20 protein-coding genes and 1 pseudogene are annotated in these 17,035 nt (G+C 57.5%); 12 read left to right on the top strand and 9 right to left on the bottom strand.

The genetic code is table 11. The annotated features are described in order from the left end of the window. Nucleotides 1-18: 18 nt before the first annotated feature. Complete coding sequence (gene tssB / locus WG29040_RS13985; protein ID WP_127196338.1) at nt 19-522, bottom strand: type VI secretion system contractile sheath small subunit; 504 nt, start codon at nt 520-522, stop codon at nt 19-21. Between the two features lie 604 nt (nt 523-1,126). Then, a complete protein-coding gene (locus WG29040_RS13980; protein ID WP_127196337.1) occupies nt 1,127-1,912 on the bottom strand; it encodes an enoyl-CoA hydratase in 786 nt (261 codons plus the stop codon). A gap of 196 nt (nt 1,913-2,108) precedes the next feature. Here WG29040_RS13980 and WG29040_RS24550 point away from each other — a divergent pair, with 196 nt between their 5' ends. Then, nucleotides 2,109-2,243, top strand: a complete 135-nt coding sequence (locus WG29040_RS24550; protein WP_256681550.1) for a hypothetical protein — start codon at nt 2,109-2,111, stop codon at nt 2,241-2,243. Between the two features lie 63 nt (nt 2,244-2,306). Here WG29040_RS24550 and catA read toward each other — a convergent pair whose 3' ends face one another. The 3 genes and pseudogenes from catA to WG29040_RS13965 form a co-directional block, all read right to left on the bottom strand. Further along, nucleotides 2,307-3,236 (bottom strand): catechol 1,2-dioxygenase, encoded by a 930-nt coding sequence (catA, locus tag WG29040_RS13975; protein WP_003442346.1) that lies wholly within the window; start codon nt 3,234-3,236, stop codon nt 2,307-2,309. 51 nt (nt 3,237-3,287) lie between these two features. Continuing rightward, entirely contained in the window at nt 3,288-3,578 is a 291-nt protein-coding gene (catC, locus tag WG29040_RS13970) for a muconolactone Delta-isomerase (RefSeq protein ID WP_003442344.1), read from the bottom strand. 10 nt (nt 3,579-3,588) lie between these two features. Then, nucleotides 3,589-4,735: pseudogene (locus WG29040_RS13965) on the bottom strand (muconate cycloisomerase family protein). Nucleotides 4,736-4,857: 122 nt separating this feature from the next. Between WG29040_RS13965 and WG29040_RS13960 the strand changes: the two are divergent. Both WG29040_RS13960 and WG29040_RS13955 read left to right on the top strand, forming a co-directional pair. Next, a complete protein-coding gene (locus tag WG29040_RS13960; protein WP_003442340.1) occupies nt 4,858-5,742 on the top strand; it encodes a LysR family transcriptional regulator in 885 nt (294 codons plus the stop codon). Nucleotides 5,743-5,931: 189 nt separating this feature from the next. Then, entirely contained in the window at nt 5,932-6,168 is a 237-nt protein-coding gene (locus WG29040_RS13955) for a hypothetical protein (RefSeq protein ID WP_127196336.1), read from the top strand. Between the two features lie 86 nt (nt 6,169-6,254). On the opposite strand, the gene WG29040_RS13950 is transcribed toward WG29040_RS13955, so the two are convergent. Continuing rightward, nucleotides 6,255-6,827 carry a chorismate mutase gene (locus WG29040_RS13950; RefSeq protein WP_127196335.1) on the bottom strand — a complete coding sequence of 191 codons (573 nt, stop codon included), beginning with the start codon at nt 6,825-6,827 and terminating at the stop codon, nt 6,255-6,257. A gap of 259 nt (nt 6,828-7,086) precedes the next feature. On the opposite strand from WG29040_RS13950, the gene WG29040_RS13945 reads away from it, so the two are divergent. The 3 genes from WG29040_RS13945 to WG29040_RS13940 all read left to right on the top strand — a co-directional run bounded on the left by WG29040_RS13945 (nt 7,087) and on the right by WG29040_RS13940 (nt 8,623). Then, entirely contained in the window at nt 7,087-7,632 is a 546-nt protein-coding gene (locus tag WG29040_RS13945; protein WP_003442335.1) for a DUF4410 domain-containing protein, read from the top strand. A gap of 114 nt (nt 7,633-7,746) precedes the next feature. Then, the gene (locus WG29040_RS24335) at nt 7,747-7,923 is read left to right on the top strand and encodes a hypothetical protein (protein ID WP_165878358.1); all 177 of its coding nucleotides are present in this window, start codon (nt 7,747-7,749) and stop codon (nt 7,921-7,923) included. A gap of 67 nt (nt 7,924-7,990) precedes the next feature. Then, nucleotides 7,991-8,623, top strand: coding sequence for a hypothetical protein (locus tag WG29040_RS13940; protein ID WP_127196334.1), 633 nt, complete (start codon nt 7,991-7,993; stop codon nt 8,621-8,623). A gap of 249 nt (nt 8,624-8,872) precedes the next feature. Here WG29040_RS13940 and rclC read toward each other — a convergent pair whose 3' ends face one another. Together rclC and WG29040_RS13930 are read right to left on the bottom strand one after the other, a co-directional pair. Further along, complete coding sequence (gene rclC / locus WG29040_RS13935; RefSeq protein ID WP_003442333.1) at nt 8,873-9,448, bottom strand: reactive chlorine resistance membrane protein RclC; 576 nt, start codon at nt 9,446-9,448, stop codon at nt 8,873-8,875. A gap of 178 nt (nt 9,449-9,626) precedes the next feature. Further along, on the bottom strand, nt 9,627-9,968 hold the full coding sequence (locus WG29040_RS13930; protein ID WP_003442331.1) for a carboxymuconolactone decarboxylase family protein: 342 nt from the start codon (nt 9,966-9,968) through the stop codon (nt 9,627-9,629). A 109-nt stretch (nt 9,969-10,077) separates the two neighbouring features. On the opposite strand from WG29040_RS13930, the gene WG29040_RS13925 reads away from it, so the two are divergent. Further along, the gene (locus WG29040_RS13925; RefSeq protein WP_127196333.1) at nt 10,078-10,983 is read left to right on the top strand and encodes an AraC family transcriptional regulator; all 906 of its coding nucleotides are present in this window, start codon (nt 10,078-10,080) and stop codon (nt 10,981-10,983) included. Nucleotides 10,984-11,157: 174 nt separating this feature from the next. On the opposite strand, the gene WG29040_RS13920 is transcribed toward WG29040_RS13925, so the two are convergent. Further along, entirely contained in the window at nt 11,158-11,745 is a 588-nt protein-coding gene (locus WG29040_RS13920; protein ID WP_177412979.1) for a TetR/AcrR family transcriptional regulator, read from the bottom strand. A 149-nt stretch (nt 11,746-11,894) separates the two neighbouring features. Here WG29040_RS13920 and WG29040_RS13915 point away from each other — a divergent pair, with 149 nt between their 5' ends. The 5 genes from WG29040_RS13915 to WG29040_RS13895 all read left to right on the top strand — a co-directional run bounded on the left by WG29040_RS13915 (nt 11,895) and on the right by WG29040_RS13895 (nt 16,994). Then, complete coding sequence (locus WG29040_RS13915) at nt 11,895-12,995, top strand: alkene reductase (RefSeq protein ID WP_127196332.1); 1,101 nt, start codon at nt 11,895-11,897, stop codon at nt 12,993-12,995. 39 nt (nt 12,996-13,034) lie between these two features. Further along, the gene (locus WG29040_RS13910) at nt 13,035-13,823 is read left to right on the top strand and encodes an SDR family oxidoreductase (RefSeq protein ID WP_127196331.1); all 789 of its coding nucleotides are present in this window, start codon (nt 13,035-13,037) and stop codon (nt 13,821-13,823) included. 82 nt (nt 13,824-13,905) lie between these two features. Beyond that, entirely contained in the window at nt 13,906-14,775 is an 870-nt protein-coding gene (locus WG29040_RS13905; RefSeq protein WP_127196330.1) for an alpha/beta fold hydrolase, read from the top strand. A gap of 46 nt (nt 14,776-14,821) precedes the next feature. Further along, complete coding sequence (locus WG29040_RS13900; RefSeq protein WP_127196329.1) at nt 14,822-15,820, top strand: NADP-dependent oxidoreductase; 999 nt, start codon at nt 14,822-14,824, stop codon at nt 15,818-15,820. Nucleotides 15,821-16,094: 274 nt separating this feature from the next. After that, on the top strand, nt 16,095-16,994 hold the full coding sequence (locus tag WG29040_RS13895) for an alpha/beta fold hydrolase (protein ID WP_127196328.1): 900 nt from the start codon (nt 16,095-16,097) through the stop codon (nt 16,992-16,994). The last annotated feature ends 41 nt before the right edge of the window (nt 16,995-17,035 follow it).

Below are 17,035 nucleotides of genomic sequence, written 5' to 3'. Positions count from 1 at the left end.
TTAACGAACCGAGGGTAATTAACGATTTTGTTGTGGGGCCAGAGCGGCCAGCTCGGCTCGCAGTTCATTACTCAGCGCGTCATCCTTGAGGATGCGTTCCAGTTCATGGCGAAAGGTGGCGTTGTCCAGCAGGTTGGATTTGAGGTCACGCAACAGATTGCGCATTGCCAGCAAAGCCCGCAGCTGCGGGATTTGCCGGGCTACCTGTTCAGGCTCGAAGTCTTTCATGCAGTGGAAACTCAACTCGACAGGGCTGTCGCTGCTGTCATCGGACAAGGTATTGGGCACTGCCAGTTTCAGCCCTGGAGAGAACTCGCCCAGCACACTGTCGAAATTGTTTTTGTGGACATTTACCTTGCTTCTTTCTGACAGCGTGCGCTGCTCTTTACCGTTACTGTAATCCCCCATCACCATCAACTTAAGTGGCAGTTCGACGCTCTTCTGTGCCCCGCCCGTATGTAAATCAAGTTTGATATTTATCCGCGCCTTTGGCACTTCATCCTGAAAGCTGCTTGTAACCATAAACCCTCCAGACACACGTCTACGAGACAGAAAAACTCCATCACACACCCGGGAGATTCCGGGTAACCGTTATAGTGGGTCTGCTGCGCGACAGGAAGCCGCCAAGTGCCCGGCGCGGATTCTAATCAACCAACAAGATCAATAACAAACACTTAATAACTTTCAGTTACAAATACTCACTTATTCTTATAAAACCAACTTTCTTCTATAAGACATTCTTTGAAAACATAAGAAATATCCTATCTAGTCCTATATAAAAACAACTGACTGGCCTACTCCACCGCCCCCGCAGTTACAGTGGCAAGGGTGCCGGCGGTCAAAGCTGCCGGGGCGTGCTCATGACTCCTGTGCTCAGGTGATGCTAAAGGCAAGGCTCATTAGTCATGCCAGGCTGTGCTGATCTGCAGCAGAACGGAGTGCGTGACGGACCGGTACGCATCTCTGTGGGTGTGGAAGGTATTGAATACATCAAAGCAGATATCAAGCATGCGCTGCCTAAGGCAACAACAGTCGACAACACTGCTGTTGCAGTTACGCCTCTGAAAAAATCTGCACAATCACCGGTGCTGGATGAAGACAGGGAATGCGCCGTGGAAGGCGTCCCTCACTCGCCGATAAAGTTGGCTTTACGCTTTTCCAGAAAGGCGTGGGCGCCCTCTTTTTGATCCTTTGAATCAAACAATAGCTGGAACGCCTTGCGCTCCAGGATCAATGCGCTGTCCAGCGACATATCAGCGCCCGCCAGCATCACTTCCTTGATCTGCGCCACCGCCAGTGGCGGCAATGCGGCGATTTCTGCGGCCAGTTCAAGGGCCCGGGGCACTGTTTGAGCGTCGCTCACCACCTCGCTGACCATGCCTATGGCAAGCGCTTGCGGCGCAGGCACCAGGCAGCCCGTGAGCGCGATGCGCATGGCCTGTACCTTGCCGACCGCACGGATCAGGCACTGGGTACCACCGGCACCCGGCATCAGGCCCAGCTTGACCTCTGGCTGACCGAAGCGCGCCGACTCACCGGCCACGATGATGTCGCAATGCATCGCCAGCTCACAACCACCGCCCAGGGCAAAACCGTTGACGGCAGCGATGATCGGCTTCGGACAACGACTGATGGCCTCCCAAAGGTATTCGGTGTGCCTGAGGTAGATCTCGATGGCGCTGGCGTGGGCGAACTCGCGGATGTCGGCCCCGGCAACAAAGCACTGCTCACCACCGGTCAGGACGATGGCGCGCACCCGCACATCGCTGGCCAGCGCACGAAAATGCACGGCCAATTGCTCGCGCACGGCACTGTTGAGAGCGTTCTTCGCTTCAGGACGGGAGATCTGCACCACTGCCACGCCATCATTGCGGACTTCCAGGGTCACGACCGGTTCTTGTCGGGAGTTCATTATTGTTTTCCTCTCGATGCTGTTTCGTTATACGAAACTGGATACCAAAAAAGTCGCTCATCATAAGTAAGCTCTCAAACCGCTGTAAACCAACAGGTGGGCCGCCGGCCAGGCGAGTGTGTGTGCCCTGGCCAACAGGCATGGCCATGGGTGCATGTTTTCTGTGGCAGCCTTTGCGCAGTGCCGAAAATCGCCTGTGGGAGCCTGGCTTGCCAGCGTCGGGGTGGTGGCGCGATTGTCTTCGACGATGGGCCTGTACCTGGCAGCGGATTACAACACCAACACCCTGGAGGGTGTCGGTGGTAACGCGGGGGTTCGCCTGAGCTGGTAAAGGGCAGAACCGGGCTCAGGGTTCAGCGAGATGCTGAACAGAGTCAGGGGACTTTTGAGGTGATCAGTCCTCTAGCGCGCGAACCCGCTCCTGGCGCTGCTGCTCCTGGGGCTGAGCAGAGGACTGCAGGGTGAAATCGAATTCGATTTCGGCAAACTTGCCGCTCACTCCATGTTCGGCTGCGCGCTGCTGGTCATCGCTGAAGCTGATTTTGGCGATCAGTTCATCGCGTGTGGCGTAGGCAAAGTCGTCATGCAGGTACTGGTCGCCATCGAGGTTGATCTGGGTCGTGAGGTGACGATGATCCGCAGCAGAAATAAAGAAGTGGATATGCGCCGGGCGCTGCCCGTGACGGCCCAGTTGATCGAGCAGTTGCTGGGTCGGACCGTCCGGCGGGCAGCCATAGCCTGACGGCACGATGCTGCGAAAACGGTAGCGGCCTTCGGCATCGGTGACGATTCGCCGACGCAGGTTGAACTCCGACTGACTGGCATCGAAATAGGAATAGGTGCCGCCCGTGTTGGCATGCCACACATCGACCACCGCACCGGCAAGGGGCTCGCCAGCGGTGTTTTTCACCTGGCCCTGCATGAACAGCTGAACACCCGGGTCGACGCCGTCATCCAGTCGCGCCTCGAAGTTGGACAGTGGCGCGCCCGCTACATACAGCGGGCCTTCGATGGTGCGCGGGGTGCCGCCGGACTTGCCGGCCTGCTCGTCTTCGGCGTCCATCAACAGGTCCAGGTAATGCTCCAGCCCCAGGCCTGCCACCAACAGCCCGGCTTCCTGACGCGAGCCCAGGACGTTCAGGTAGTTCACGGCTTTCCAGAACTCTTCCGGGGTCACGGCGAGGTCTTCGATGATGTTCACTGAGTCACGCAGGATGCGGCTGATCAGGGCTTTGACCCGCGGGTCGCCCCCATCGTTGTGCAGACCGCTGGCCTCGTCGAGAAATTTACGGGCGCTGGCAGTATGGGAAATCTTGGCGTTCATGGTGGTTCCTCATCTTGTAATTATTGGCGTAACTGACCGGGTTCCCAGGACTCAGCGGTCGTCCTCACGGATGGACGAAGGATGGCGACACATTGCAGTGACTTCGATAGCCATGTACGGGTACAGCGGCAACTGCATCAGCAGGTCGTGCAACTCCTGGACGCTGTCGACATCGAACACGCTGTAGTTGGCATAGAGCCCGGCAATGCGCCACAGGTGACGCCACTTGCCCTGATCTTGCAGGCGCTGGGCCAGAGCCTTCTCGTCCGCCTTGAGCCGGGCAGCCACCTCGGGGTTGATGTCGAGCGGCAGGTTCACGGTCATTTTTACGTGGAACAACATAAGGCTCTCCTTAGACTTGAGAAACGGCGGTGGCGGTTTTGTCGCGACGGAAAAACGCCAGGCGCTCTTCATCGAGGGTCAGGCCCAGGCCCGGGGTTTGCGGAACGTGAAGCTCAAAGTCGCGATACAGCAGCGGCTCACTGAGAATATCTTCGGTCAGCAACAACGGCCCGAACAGTTCGGTGTCCCAGGCCAGCTTGTTGAGGGTAATAAAGGCATGGGCCGAGGCCAGGGTGCCGATGCCGCCTTCCAGCATGGTGCCACCGTACAGGCTGATCCCCGCCGCCTCGGCAATGCTTGCGGTGCGCAGGACTGCACGGGGGCCGCCGTTCTTGGCGATTTTCAGGGCGAAAATCGAAGCAGCACCTTCCCGCGCCAGGTTGAACGCATCTTCCACGCTTTCGATGGATTCGTCGGCCATGATCGGCGCCGGGCTCATGCTGTTCAGGCGCACCATACCCGAGCGGTTGTTGCGCGAGATGGGCTGCTCGATCAGGTCGATGCCATTGCTCCCCAGAATTGTGCAGGCGCGCAACGCCACAGATTCGTCCCAGGCCTGATTGACATCGACCCGCACACCGGCGCTCGCCCAGGGCCTGTTTGATGGCAATCACGTGGGCCAGATCGCGGTTGACTTCACCGGCGCCGATTTTCAGTTTGAAGATGCGGTGGCGCCGCAGGTCGAGCATTTTTTCGGCTTCGGCAATATCTTTGCCGGTGTCGCCGCTGGCCAGGGTCCATGCCACCGGCAGTGAATTGCGCACCCGTCCGCCCAGCAGTTCGCTGACCGGCAGGCCCAGACGTTTGCCCTGGGCATCGAGCAGTGCCGTTTCAATACCTGATTTGGCAAAGGTGTTGCCGCGGATGCTGCGTTCCAGCCTCAGCATGGCGGCATTGATGTTGCTGCTGTCCTGACCCAGCAGCAACGGCGTGAAATGCCGGTCGATGTTGGTTTTGATGCTGTCCGGGCTTTCGTTGCCGTAGGCCAGGCCACCGATGGTGGTGGACTCGCCAATGCCCTCGATGCCATCGGCGCAGCGCACACGAATCAGCACCAGAGTCTGGTTCTGCATGGTGTGCATCGCCAGTTTGTGCGGGCGTATGGTCGGCAAATCGACAATTACCGTCTCGATCGATTCAATGGCTGTTGCAAGCATGTCTATACCCGTCAGATTCTTGAAATTCCGGGACTGATTCTGGTACGGCTTTTTTCCCGATACCAATATAGAATTGGTCTGACTTGATACCTTTAAGGTATGGGACCTGCTCTGGAGTTTCTATGGAACTGCGTCATCTGCGGTATTTCCAGGTACTGGCTCAAACGCTCAACTTCACCCGCGCCGCCGAGCTGCTGCATATTGCCCAACCGCCCCTGAGCCGGCAGATCCAGCAGCTGGAAGAAGAGTTGGGGGTGTTATTGCTGGAGCGTGGCCGACCGCTGAAGCTGACCGCTGCCGGGCGTTTTTTTTACGAGCACAGCACGGCCCTGCTGGAACAGTTGAGCAAGGTCTGTGACAACACTCAACGCATCGGCTCCGGGGAAAAAACCTGGCTGGGTATCGGCTTTGCGCCATCGACCCTGTATGGCGTGCTGCCGGAACTGATTCGGCGCCTGCGCGGCGGCAAGTCGGTGGAGCTCGAACTGGGGCTTTCGGAAATGACCACCCTGCAGCAGGTACAGGCACTCAAGGCCGGCCGGATAGACATCGGCTTCGGACGTATCCACATCGAGGATCCGGCCATCGTCCAGAGCATACTCACCGAAGACCGCCTGGTGGCTGCCCTCCCCGCCGGGCACAGACTGCTGGCAGGGCCCATCAGTCTGCGCCAGCTGGCAGCCGAGCCGTTTGTGCTGTACCCGGTCAATCCGCGGCCAAGCTACGCCGACCACGTGATTGCCCTCTTCGATTCCTACGGCGTGAACATCCATGTCGCGCAATGGACCAACGAACTGCAAACCGCCATCGGCCTGGTGGGCGCGGGAATCGGCGTGACCCTGGTACCGGCCTCGGTGCAATTGTTGCACCGCGACGATATTGGTTTTACCCCGCTGCTGGAGGCCAACGCGACTTCACCGATCATCCTCAGCCGGCGCGTGGGCGACGTATCCCCCGGGCTCAATCATTGTTTGCAGGTGATTGAGGAACTGCTGCCGCAGCCTTGATCCGGCTGCCGGTTGCCCCTGTCACTTGCGACTAATGCCAAAGCACGAATTGTGCCGAGGCCCGGTAACGGGTATTGAATCCACAGTGGCAAACGATCAGGGATTATCAGCGGACAAGGGCTTGTCCAGTGTCAGGCAGCGGTTCATTGCCTGGGGCCTGATCCCGGAACCAACACCCAAGGACGCGTCATGGACAAGACAAGGATTGTACGAACAGATCTGTTCGAAGCCAGAAGCAGTACCGGCCGTATATACGAAATAGAGGAACTGACCACCCAAACCATGACCACCGGCGCGGATGGCACAAACGCCGGGTGGACGCAGAGCAGCAGGCATTACCAGGTCAGCAGTGGCGGCCACGCCCACAAACTCAGCCATACCGAGTTTCATATTCTGGCGTCAGGGGAAGAGGCTGTACGCATTTGAGTCGTGCTGGCCAACTTCGCGCAACCGGGCGCTACCCGACACCGCCCCTCCCCCGGCTGTATCGCCAGCCCCCGGTCACCCTGGTGTCATTTACCAGCGGTACACAGATCCCCGGTTGCCCGAATCAGTGCCAGTTCATGCAATTGATCCTTGGCCAGGCCTTTGCGCGCCTGAGCAACCCAGCGGCTGCAGTCCGGGGCATTGCGATACGCGGAGAAGGCACTGTAGTGCTGCAACAGCCGGGTTTGCAGTTGATCCAGCTGTGCCCGGATCTGCGTCGAGAGATCAGCCCGCGGGACGTCCGGAGCCTTGCCGGCGGCTTGCCATTCGGCCAGCAACCCGTACTGCACCAGCTTGTTGCCTTCGATCTGGGCAGCCAGCAGCTCGGCCACAGCATCCGGGTCCAATTGCCTGGCCGTGGCCAGTACCCGGGCGTTACCAATGACTTGCGCTTCGCGCGCACCGTCCTGCACCGGCTTGCCACTGTCCCACTTACTCAGGGCAACCTGGTCTGCGATGTTCAATCGCTCATTCATGGTTGCCAGCAACAACGGCAACGACTCGGGAGGCGCTGAAGCCGTGCTGGCCTGGGCGCTACCGATAAACAGACTGAGGGCAGTAATGCCGAGCAGATGAAAAAAACCTGGGCGGTTAGACATGCAACTGATCCTTTTCGCTGAATAGTCAAAACTGCAGAACAATACCTCGCCACGCCAGAACATGCTGTGTTGTTGATTCAAACCCTGGGCCGTCAGCAGACACCATCGTCCAGGGTATGGTCAGATTGGGTGATGGCGGTATGATGGCCAGCGAATACTCTGTCTGATGAAAAAAACAACCAACACCGCACTTTGGGCCGAGTGATCTGGCGCGGCGCAACCATTAGCTTTTTACTTTTTTTGTGAAGATGGAAGTTCAATGAACCTGACTAAACTCTCGCTTGCCCTGTCCTGCTGCGTAGCCATTTCGATGCTGGGCGGCTGCGCTGCCACTGTAAAAAGCAGCGGCACTGACACATTGGCAATCCGCGAAGCTGCCAAGCGCAACATCATCCTCGAGCTCCAGGGCAACACCAGGGTTGAGCAAAACAAGGACTGGCCGCGGTTGAAGGAAGAATGGAGCCAGGCCCTGCACGTTGAAGCGACCCAGGCCGGCTATGGCCTTGCCGAACCCCAGCCAATGAACCCTGTGGAAAAAGACGGTATCGGGCTCAGGATCAACGTGACCAACTTTCGCTACCTGACACCCGGTGCGCGTTATAGCGCCGGCGTCATGGTCGGTAATGCCTGGATCAACTCATCGGCAGACTTTACAGACTTGAAGTCAGGCCAATTGATCGGGTCCCGGACCTACGACACTTCATCTTCAGCCTGGGAAGGCGTCATGTCGGCCATGACCGAAGAGCAGGTACAGGCTATCGCGCGGCAAATCATAAGTGACATCAAGCGTGCCAAGGCCCAGTGACCTGAACAGGCCCGGATCAACGCGCAGAGGTGGCGCAAAAGTCACACCCATGAAAAAGCCCGACTCGCGGAAGTTGGGCCAAATCATTGAAAAACATGCTCTGGACCGAGTGATTTGAACACTCGGGCCCTGGCACCCAATGCCCTCGCACACTCTCATAAGTCATTGGATGCTTATAAAAAGCGAGGTCATTCAATTGATGATGTTGATGTTGATGTTGATGTTGATGCTGATGCTGATGCTGATGCTGATGCTGATGCTGATGCTGATGCTGATGTTTCCATTAGATAAATCTACACCTCTATCGCGCACCGATTAAAATAAATAAAAATTTAAAAACCCTGCCTCAGGTGAGCCCATGAAAAATAGTGTGATTGCATCTATCCTGTTCGGCTCCGCGCTTTCTTCAAAGGTTTTGGCGAGCGGACTGGAAGTCGAGCACAGACTAATTGAGCAGCGCTGGTACACGTTCGAAGACGTGATAGAAAAGAGAAAGACCTATAACAGGGTCGATATTTCGCGAGGGTACATCGAATACTATTTCGAGGGCGATAAATATACCCCCCAGTATCCCGAAGAAAAATTGTCGCCGCTACAAAAATTCTATTCCAATCATGGCAGCGTTGGAACATATGCGGCGGCAGATTATGAAACCGCGCTAGACAAGGCGTGCATAGATGTTGTCTCTGGTTCTTTAGGCACATTTATAGGCGACTATCAAACCTCCAAAAGACCTGACAGGCAGCAATATAAACGCATCGTAGTCGGCATAAGGTCTTTAACGTACAAAGGCCCCGAGTACAACTTCAAGAGCCTTTCATCCTGGTCGCCTGTCGCGTTACCCAAGCACAACAGAAGCCTTCTTTGTGACATTTATGAAGTCAGTAGCAAAGAGAGTGATATGAAATACATTGTTTATGCTGCTTCCGTGACAAGCGCCATGTTTGACGAAATTCATGGGGCCCCACCGCCAGATAATAAGGACCAGTAATTATAAGTCTTCGCTCTCATGCTGCGGCCCCCATTGCTGCGGCATTGGCTGGGTCAACCTTGAGGCGGTGAACTGAATCATGGGTTTTGCGCAATTGGCTCAGCTACGTGACCGACTTCGGGCTGGGAAGGAGCAAGTGCTGTCTGGCACGAAGAGCGGCAATTGTCCGGAAGCAGCCCTCGTGACAGGCTGCTTACGGCCAGAGCAGCCGCTCAAGGGTGCCTGGAAAAACCGGGGCGATTCAGAAAATCAGGAGCGCCTCTCTTGCAACAACTGGCGAGCGGAATCAGCCATTACCGGTAGAGCGCCGGCCAGCATCAAGACGTCTTTGAGCACCAGACGTCCTGCACCAGACAGGAAGGGAAAGCCGTGTTCAGCATCACCGAGATCCGGCACCCAGGCTTCAGGTGTAGTGAGCAGGAAGGTCAAGGTCACCAGCGGCGTACCGAACGCCAGTGCCCCTCCAAGCAGACCGGCGCGTCGCGAGATCGGGTTGGAAAGCACAAGCAGACCGATCAGAATTTCTACAAAACCCAGTCCGGTGGAAAAGACGTAGGTGTTATTTGCGGTCTGCCAAACGCGCTTGTCCGCATTCAGTTCACCCTCGTGCGTGAGGTGTGCCTTGTAATCCTCGGGATGTTCGTAAAAAAACGACATGAACGGGCTGTTGGCGACAAATGGGGTAATACTGTCGGCCTCGTAAGGCGCGAATTTGAGTGCCCCGATCCACAAGAAAACCATGGCGATCGCCAGTCTCATGAGGTGTGTGCCGAGGGTGTCGAGCTTGCTGATAAATTGCAGCCATGTAGTGAATGAAGCGGGCATCAGACTTATCCGAATATGTGGAATGTGGAGCCAGTCTGAGGCTTAGCCTCGAGACGCTTTTGTGCGTCATGCTCAAGTTATTGTTAGATCGTCTCAACAAGTTGCTGACGTCCGGAGGTATACAAGTAAGCCCCGGCACGTTGAAGTGTCCGGGGCCGGTGGAGTTATGGCGTGTGCACTATTTTTTCAAGGTGTCGTACGCTTCAAGCGCGCGCAGTGAAAAAATGTAAGCGGCGCCTGCGTTCAACGAGATCGCAGTGGCCAATGTCGCGGCCACTTCCTCGCGGCTCGCACCAGCCTTGATCGCCGCATCAGTGTGAGCGGCAATACAGCCGTCGCAGCGTGTAGTGACGGCGACTGCGATGGAGATCAGCTCGCGGGTCTTGGCGTCGAGCACATCGTTTTCGGCAGAGGCATCACCGAGGGCCATGTAGGCTTTGACCATCTTGGGATTACTTTTGCCCAGCGCGCCGAAAGCTTTCTGGATGGAGGGCAACAAGTCGGACCAGTTATTGAACATCGCATTAACTCCTGAGGAGGTTGGGTGTAGTGTTTAGCCTCGTTTAGTGTATGCACTGGTCCGATTTTGATTAGTTCGATACGCTCTGTTTTTTATGCGATGCGCTCAAATGAATTCAATCGACAAGCTCATCAGCCTTGCCAATGTTCGTGGCAGTCTGGATTTACGTTGCCAATTTCAGGGTGACTGGGCTCTGGAGCATGAGCAGGAAGCGCTGGGTAAAGCGCCATACCACGTTGTGCTGTCGGGTGAGTGTCGGGTGGAGCTTCCAGACGGTCAGCGTCTTTCTATGCGCGCCGGCGACGTTCTATTGCTGCCCAGTGGTGCTGCGCACGTGCTGCATAGTCCGGGGAAAGATGTTGCGCCAACACCGCCAAAGCGCATCAGCGCTGGCGTATTGCCGATCCATCGCATTGGCGGCATGAGTGCGGATCTGGACATGCTCTGCGGCTGCTTTCACTTCAACCGGACTTCGCTGCTGTTTGCTTCATTGCCTGAGTACCTGTTGATTCCCAGCGGCGTGTTCCCGGCAGATGGGCCATTACCGTCGCTGGTCGATATGCTACGAGGGGAAGCAGACGGTGGTCAGATTGGAGCAAGATTTTTGCTCGATGCTCTTTCTCAAGGGTTATTCACCCTGATCCTTCGCGCCTATCTAGTAAGCCATGGCCAAGACATCGGTACACTTGCCTTGCTCAGCGATAAACGTCTGGGACCCGCTTGGCAGGCGATGTTGGCTAATCCTGCGCACGAGTGGACCATCCAGAACCTGGCCGAGATCGCGTGCATGTCCCGTGCATCTTTCATGCGCACGTTCGTTCGTGTGGCTGGTGTGTCGCCGTGGGTATTGCTTACGCAAGTCCGTATGGAATTGGCGTTCAGCCTGCTGAGTCATTCGCATCTGGGTTTGAAAGATATAGCGTTGCAGGTTGGTTACCAATCGCAGGCGGCATTCAGTAAAAAATTCAAGGAGGTTTATGGGGCGCCGCCAGGGAGAGTGCGCCGCGAAATTTAGTGCTTAAACATAGACTGGAAAGACCGAAGATGGCCGATAGCAGCCTGTTACGCAGGGCTGATTCCGGCCAAAAGCTGTCATTCGCGCCCCATGGTTCTGGACTCAAATTGACTCTCTGCTCCAAGCAAAAACATCGCACTTCTACTGAAGCTACTCTTTCAATGAGCGCCGTCTCTACACCGGCTCCACGTCATCGACCGGCAATGAAGCAATCATTTCTGCCCGGCACACCTCAAGTATTTCATCAGCAAGTGCGGAGTCATCCGGGCAGGCGCGCGACAAAATAATCGCGCCGACGGCACGTGAAAGCAGGTCGATCATTTTCTTTCTGCCCTCACCCGGCTCAGGATCCGTTCCTGTCGGGTATTTAGCTTCTAGCGTCTGCAGAATGTGTTCTATGCCTTCGGCAAACGTCGCTTTCACATCGTCCGCCTGACGCGCCGCGTCGCCACACAGCGCGGCCATCGTGCAACCACTGCCGCGTCCGTCGCGATGCTCTCTAGTCACGTAGACGTTGATGAAGCCCGGAACATCCAGCGCTTGGGCGGCGGTCAGCGATTTGGCCAGACTGCACGCCGAGGCTTCGGCCATCAGGTCTGCTTTCGACCCGAAATGTTTGTAGAAACCACCATGGGTGAAACCAGCGGCCGCCATGAGATCAGCAACGCCGACGCCGTCAAAGCCCCGCTCACGGAACTGCTGTGAGGCGGTTTCAACGATGTGCTCTCGATTTGCCTGCGCCTGGGCCTTGGTTACTCTCACTTGCAATACCTCGTGTTTCCCGGGAAATCCTGAGTCCGATGATACATAGATGTTACCCATAATCAAAATTGTTGACAGTTTAGATTTCGATCATCATCCTAATTGCCTGCACCACTGATCTTCATCAACGGGCACGGAAGATTCATCAAATGACCAAGCGGACTCTGTTCACTCCTTACACCCTAGGCAGCCTCTCGCTATCGAACCGCGTCGTTCTCGCGCCGCTGACACGCAACCGCGCCGGTCAAGGCTTGGTCCCTAGCGAATTCGCGGCGACCTATTACAGCCAGCGCGCCAGCGCCGGCTTGCTGATCAGCGAAGCCACGCAGATTTCCCGGCAGGGCCAGGGTTATCAAGACACACCGGGAATCTACACTCCGGCACAGATCGACGGCTGGCGCGCCGTGACTGATGCCGTGCATGCCAAGGGAGGAAAAATCTTTCTGCAATTGTGGCATGTCGGCCGCGTCTCGCACGTCGACCTGCAGGAAAACGGCGCTGCTCCCGTGTCCCCTTCCGCGCTGCGCGCCGCCACCAAAGTGTTCGTCAACAACCGCTTCGAAGACGTCTCCGAGCCTCGCGCACTGGACATCAGCGAACTGCCGGGAGTCGTCAGCGACTTCCGGCAGGCGGCGGCCAATGCGATCGTCGCTGGCTTCGATGGCGTGGAAATTCACGGTGCCAACGGCTACCTGCTCGATCAATTCCTCAAGGACAACGCCAATCTGCGCACCGATGCTTACGGCGGCTCGATTGAAAATCGTGCGCGTCTGTTGCTCGAAGTGACGGAGGCTGTGGTTAGTGAGATCGGTGCCGACCGCACCGGCGTACGCCTGTCACCAGTGTCGCCGGCCAATGGCGTATCCAGCAGCGATCCGCAGGCGCAATTCGATTACGTCGTAGAACAACTCGACGCCCTCGGCGTGGTTTACCTGCACGTGGTCGAAGGCGCGACCGGCGGCCCGCGTGACGTGGCGCCCTTCGATTTTGCCGCCCTGCGCCAGCGCTTCAAAAACACCTACATCGCCAACAACGGCTATGACCTCGATCTGGCCACCTCGCGGCTCGCTGAAGACCAGGCCGACCTGATCGCCTTCGGTCGCCCCTTCATTGGCAACCCGGATCTGGTGGAACGCCTGAAACGTGGCGCGCCGTTGTCCGCGTTCAATCCCGCCACCCTCTATGGCGGCGGTGCGGCAGGCTACATCGATTACCCGACACTGGCTGAATCGAGCGTCAGCGCAAGCTGAGCCCGTTCTGTTTCTCATATCCTGAAAGAGAGATACCCCATGAGCACTCGCCCAACTGTTTTGATCACTGGCGCCTCCACCGGGATTGGCGCCGTCTACGCCGAACGCTTTGCACAACGCGGCCACGATCTGGTGGTAGTTGCCCGCGATCGGGCGCGCCTGGATGCACTGGCCGCGCGCTTGCGCAGCGAACACAACGTCACCGTCGATGTGATCCCGGCGGACCTGACTCAACCCGGCGATCTGAGCAACGTTGAAAACCGTCTGCGCGACGATGCCCGCATCGGGATCCTCGTCAATAACGCCGGCGCTGCACTGTCCGGGCATTTCGTCGAGCAAAGCACCGATAAAGTGGCGCAACTGGTCGCCCTCAACACTACGGCGCTGGTGCGGCTCGCCAGCGCCATCGCTCCACGCCTGGCCAAGGCCGGTGAAGGCGCGATCATCAACATCGGTTCGGTTGTAGGCCTCGCACCGGAATTCGGCATGACGGTCTACGGTGCGACCAAGGCCTTTGTGCTTTTCCTGTCCCAGGGTTTGAGCCTGGAACTGTCGCCTCAAGGCGTCTACGTGCAGGCCGTGCTGCCGGCCGCAACGCGCACGGAAATATGGGATCGTTCCGGCGTCGACATCAACACCCTGAGTGAAATCATGGAAGTGGGCGATCTGGTGGATGCCGCTCTCGTCGGCTTCGATCGTCGCGAACCCGTGACCATTCCGCCGCTGCACGAAGCGCAGCGTTGGGATGCCCTGCAGGGCGCACGTCTGGGCCTGATCGGGCAAATCCGTCAGTCCGCGGTTGCTCAGCGTTACCAGACTCCAGAGTGATCTTCAGGTAGTGAGCATTTGGGGCGGATTCGATGCAAGCGCAAGGCGCTGCATCGAACCCGTCCAGAAATCGGGAGGCGTAATGAATTCAGCCCAGAAACATCCCCCTTCGGGTTCGCCAACGTCATTCATCAACGCTGCGAACCAATCGATCAGGGTCAACGGTATTCCATTCGCCTACCGCGATATCGGCCCCACTACCGGCGTGCCCCTTGTAATGTTCAATCATTGGGGCGCGGTGCTCGATAACTTCGATCCCGCAATCATCGATGGCCTGGCGCAAACCCGACGCGTCATCACCACCGACTATCGTGGCATCGGCGGCTCGGGTGGAACCGCGCCACTGACCGTCGGCGAGATGGCCGACGATGCCATTCAGTTGATCCGCGCCCTGGGGCTGGAAACCGTTGATGTGCTCGGATTCTCGCTCGGCGGCTTCGTCGCTCAGGACATCGCTCTGAAGGCGCCTGATCGGGTGCGGCGGTTGATTCTGACCGGCACCGGGCCGGCCGGCGGCAGCGGTATCGGCAAGGTTGGCGCGGTGTCGTGGCCATTGATTGTCAAAGGCCTGCTGACCCTGCGCGATCCGAAATTCTACCTGTTCTTCACGTCTACGGCCCACGGCCGTCGATCTGCCGCGCAGTATTTGCAGCGCCTGCAAGCCCGCAACAACAATCGCGACCAAGGCCCGACGCCCCGTGCTTTCCTGCGTCAATTGAAAGCGATCACCGCGTGGGGCAAACAACCGCCGCAAGACCTTGAACGCTTGCAGGCACCAGCACTGGTCGTTAACGGCGACACCGATATCATGGTGCCGAGCATCAATTCGTTTGAACTGGCCAAGCGTATCCCCAACGCAGAGCTGGTGATTTATCAGGATGCCGGTCACGGCGGGATTTTCCAGTACCACGTTGAATTTGTGGCCAGGGCGCAGGCGTTCCTCGATGCCTGACCACACACCGGCTACCCTCCCTACAACCGACAAGAGCCGTACCTCGATGAAAGCATTTCTTATTGATCGCTACGGCAAGCAACCCGGACGCCTCGGCGAAGCGTCAGCCCCTGAAGTGGGTGCCCACGACGTCTTGATCGAGGTCCATGCCAGCAGTGTCAACGTGCTGGACTCGAAGATCAGCACAGGCGAATTCAAGCTGATCCTGCCCTACTCGTTTCCGCTCATTCTGGGCAACGACCTGGCGGGGGTCGTGGTGACGGTCGGCTCGCAAGTGACACGTTTCAAACCAGGTGACGAAGTGTACGCTCGCCCGCCGCAAGCACGGATCGGCACGTTCGCCGAAAGGATTGCCGTGGACGAGAACGCGATCGCCCTGAAACCGGCCAATACCAGCATGGCGCAAGCCGCGTCCCTGCCTTTGGTGGCACTGACTGCCTGGCAAGTGCTGGTCGACACCGCCCGGCTGCAAAAGGGCCAGAAGGTGTTGATTCACGCAGGCTCCGGCGGCGTCGGCAGCATTGCCATCCAGCTTGCCAAACACCTGGGTGCCTTTGTCGCCACAACCACCAGCACCGCGAATGTCGAATGGGTCAAGATGCTGGGGGCTGACGTGGTCATCGACTACAAAAAGCAGAATTTCGAAAATGTCTTGCACGGCTACGACCTGGTGTTGAACAGCCTCGGCACCGATGTCCTGGACAAGTCACTCGCGGTCCTCAAACCCGGCGGCCAACTGATTTCCATCTCAGGGCCGCCCACTGCGCTGTTCGCACAGGAGCAAGGGTTATCCTGGCCATTGCAGCAGGTTATGCGCCTGCTGAGCTTCGGCATTCGGCGCAGGGCACGCAAGCAGGACATCAGGTACAGGTTCGTGTTCATGCGCGCCAACGGCGCCCAACTGCAACAAATCAGCGCGCTGGTTGAGGTGGGCATCATCAATCCGGTTATTGATCGAACGTTTTCCTTTGAATCAACGGCAGAGGCTCTGAAATACGTCGAACAGGGACGAGCCAAAGGCAAGGTCGTCGTTACGATCAAATGACTACCCGCCTATCAATGACGACTGTGCCCGAGCAATTTCAGCAGTAGAAATCGGGTTGCATGAGAGGCGTGCAAGTATGGCTAGCTCGGTATATCGCTGACGCCAAGGATTGCCGGTAGGGAGAGTTTCCTGATGCCTTTGTGCGCCGTTATAGTGGCCATACTTTTTCGGTCAAAGGAATGGCTATGAACCCGCCAAGCAGCCTGCCCGCCGGTGTAATCGGCGACCGCGACACTGTAAATGTCACGTCGCATTGCACGAAAAGGGGAACGCCATGCGTGCAGGCGTGATCCTTGCCGGGATTAGCACCACGCTGGCGCTGTTGTCTGCATCGCCAGCCCAGCCTGCACCCCTGCCGCCAGTCACAGTCAACCAGGGTGGTATCTCAGTGCTGGTACAAGGCTCGGGAACAGATATCATCTTAATTCCAGGATTTGCGTCGTCCTACGAAGTCTGGGCTGATTTGGCCTCCAGATTACGGCACAGCCACCGTCTCCATCTCGTTCAGGTAGCTGGCTTTGCCGGCTCGCCTGCCGTATCCAGTCCAGACGGGAGAGTCGTCGCGCCGACGGCCGAGGCGATCGCTGAATACATCCGCAGCCAGCGCATCGAGGCGCCGGTCATCATCGGTCATTCGTTGGGTGGTGAGGTGGCACTGATGGTGGGTGCGCGTCATCCCGATCAAGTGGCACGCCTGATGATTGTCGATGCGATGCCCTTCTATACGTTGCTCTTTGACCCCCGCGCGACCAGTGAAACGGCGACCCCGCAGGCTGCTGCGATGCGCGATGCAATGATGGCGGCAACGCCTGAGCAGGCGCACTCCATGCAGCAGGCCGCCATCGCCCGTCTCGCTAAAACTGAAGCAGTCAGGCCAGGCCTGGTCGCAGCGGGGATGAACTCGGACCGAAAAACGATGGCCGATGCCATGTATGAACTGATGGTCACCGACCTCCGGCCTGAGCTTGAACGCATCAAGGTGCCTGTCGAGGTCGTCTATGCCTACGACCTGCTTTACGGCGTAGAGGCATCCCAGATTGATGCAATGTTCCATAACGCCTATGCCTCGACCCCAAACATCAGCTTCAGGCGCATTGACGGCAGTTTTCACTTCATCATGCTTGATCAGCCAGAACTGTTCGCCAGTGCTGTCATCAAGTTCCTGAGCCGGTGAGCGACGCCGGGGTAGCTGGAGCGGTGAATCACCTTTAATTC

The organism is Pseudomonas sp. PAMC 29040, from assembly GCF_003994535.1.
Classification (GTDB): Bacteria; Pseudomonadota; Gammaproteobacteria; order Pseudomonadales; family Pseudomonadaceae; genus Aquipseudomonas; species Aquipseudomonas paraversuta.
The sequence above is the reverse complement of the archived record's forward strand: the minus strand, read 5'-3'. Positions and strand labels throughout refer to the sequence as shown.